The 540-nt window shown below is 69.8% G+C and carries 1 protein-coding gene; it reads left to right on the top strand.

From position 1 onward, the window contains the following. The coding region (locus IH00_RS0136495; RefSeq protein ID WP_199819887.1) for a beta-ketoacyl synthase N-terminal-like domain-containing protein at nucleotides 1-540 on the top strand (540 nt) is incomplete at both ends.

The following is a 540-nucleotide window of genomic DNA, read 5'->3' as shown; positions in this document are numbered from 1 at the left end:
CCGCGTGGGAGGCGATGGAGGACGCGGGCATCGACCCGACCTCGCTCCACGGCAGTGACACCGGTGTGTTCTGCGGGTTGATGTACGGGGACTACCAGCACCTGGCCGGGATGAGCGACCGGCGGGACGAGATCGAGGGATACCTGTACATCTCGTCCGCCGCGAGCGTGGCGTCCGGACGCATCAGTTACACCTTCGGGTTCGAGGGCCCCTCGATCGCGGTCGACACCGCGTGCTCGTCGTCGTTGGTGGCGATCGCCCAGGCGATCGCGTCGCTGCGGTCCGGGGAGTGCTCGCTGGCCCTGGCGGGCGGGGTGACCGTGCTGTCCCGGCCCAACATCTTCGTCGAGTTCAGCCGCCAGCGTGCGCTGTCCCCGGACGGCCGGTGCAAGGCGTACGGGTCCGGCGCGGACGGTGTCGGCTGGAGTGAGGGTTCCGGTCTGCTCGTACTGGAGCGGCTGTCGGACGCGCGCCGCAACGGGCATCAGGTACTGGGTCTGCTGCGGGGCAGTGCCGTCAACCAGGACGGTGCGAGCAACG

Origin of the sequence: Streptomyces sp. NRRL S-118, assembly GCF_000716335.1 — a bacterium.
GTDB lineage: Bacteria > Actinomycetota > Actinomycetes > Streptomycetales > Streptomycetaceae > Streptomyces.
This window is presented reverse-complemented; position numbering and strand designations above follow the sequence as displayed.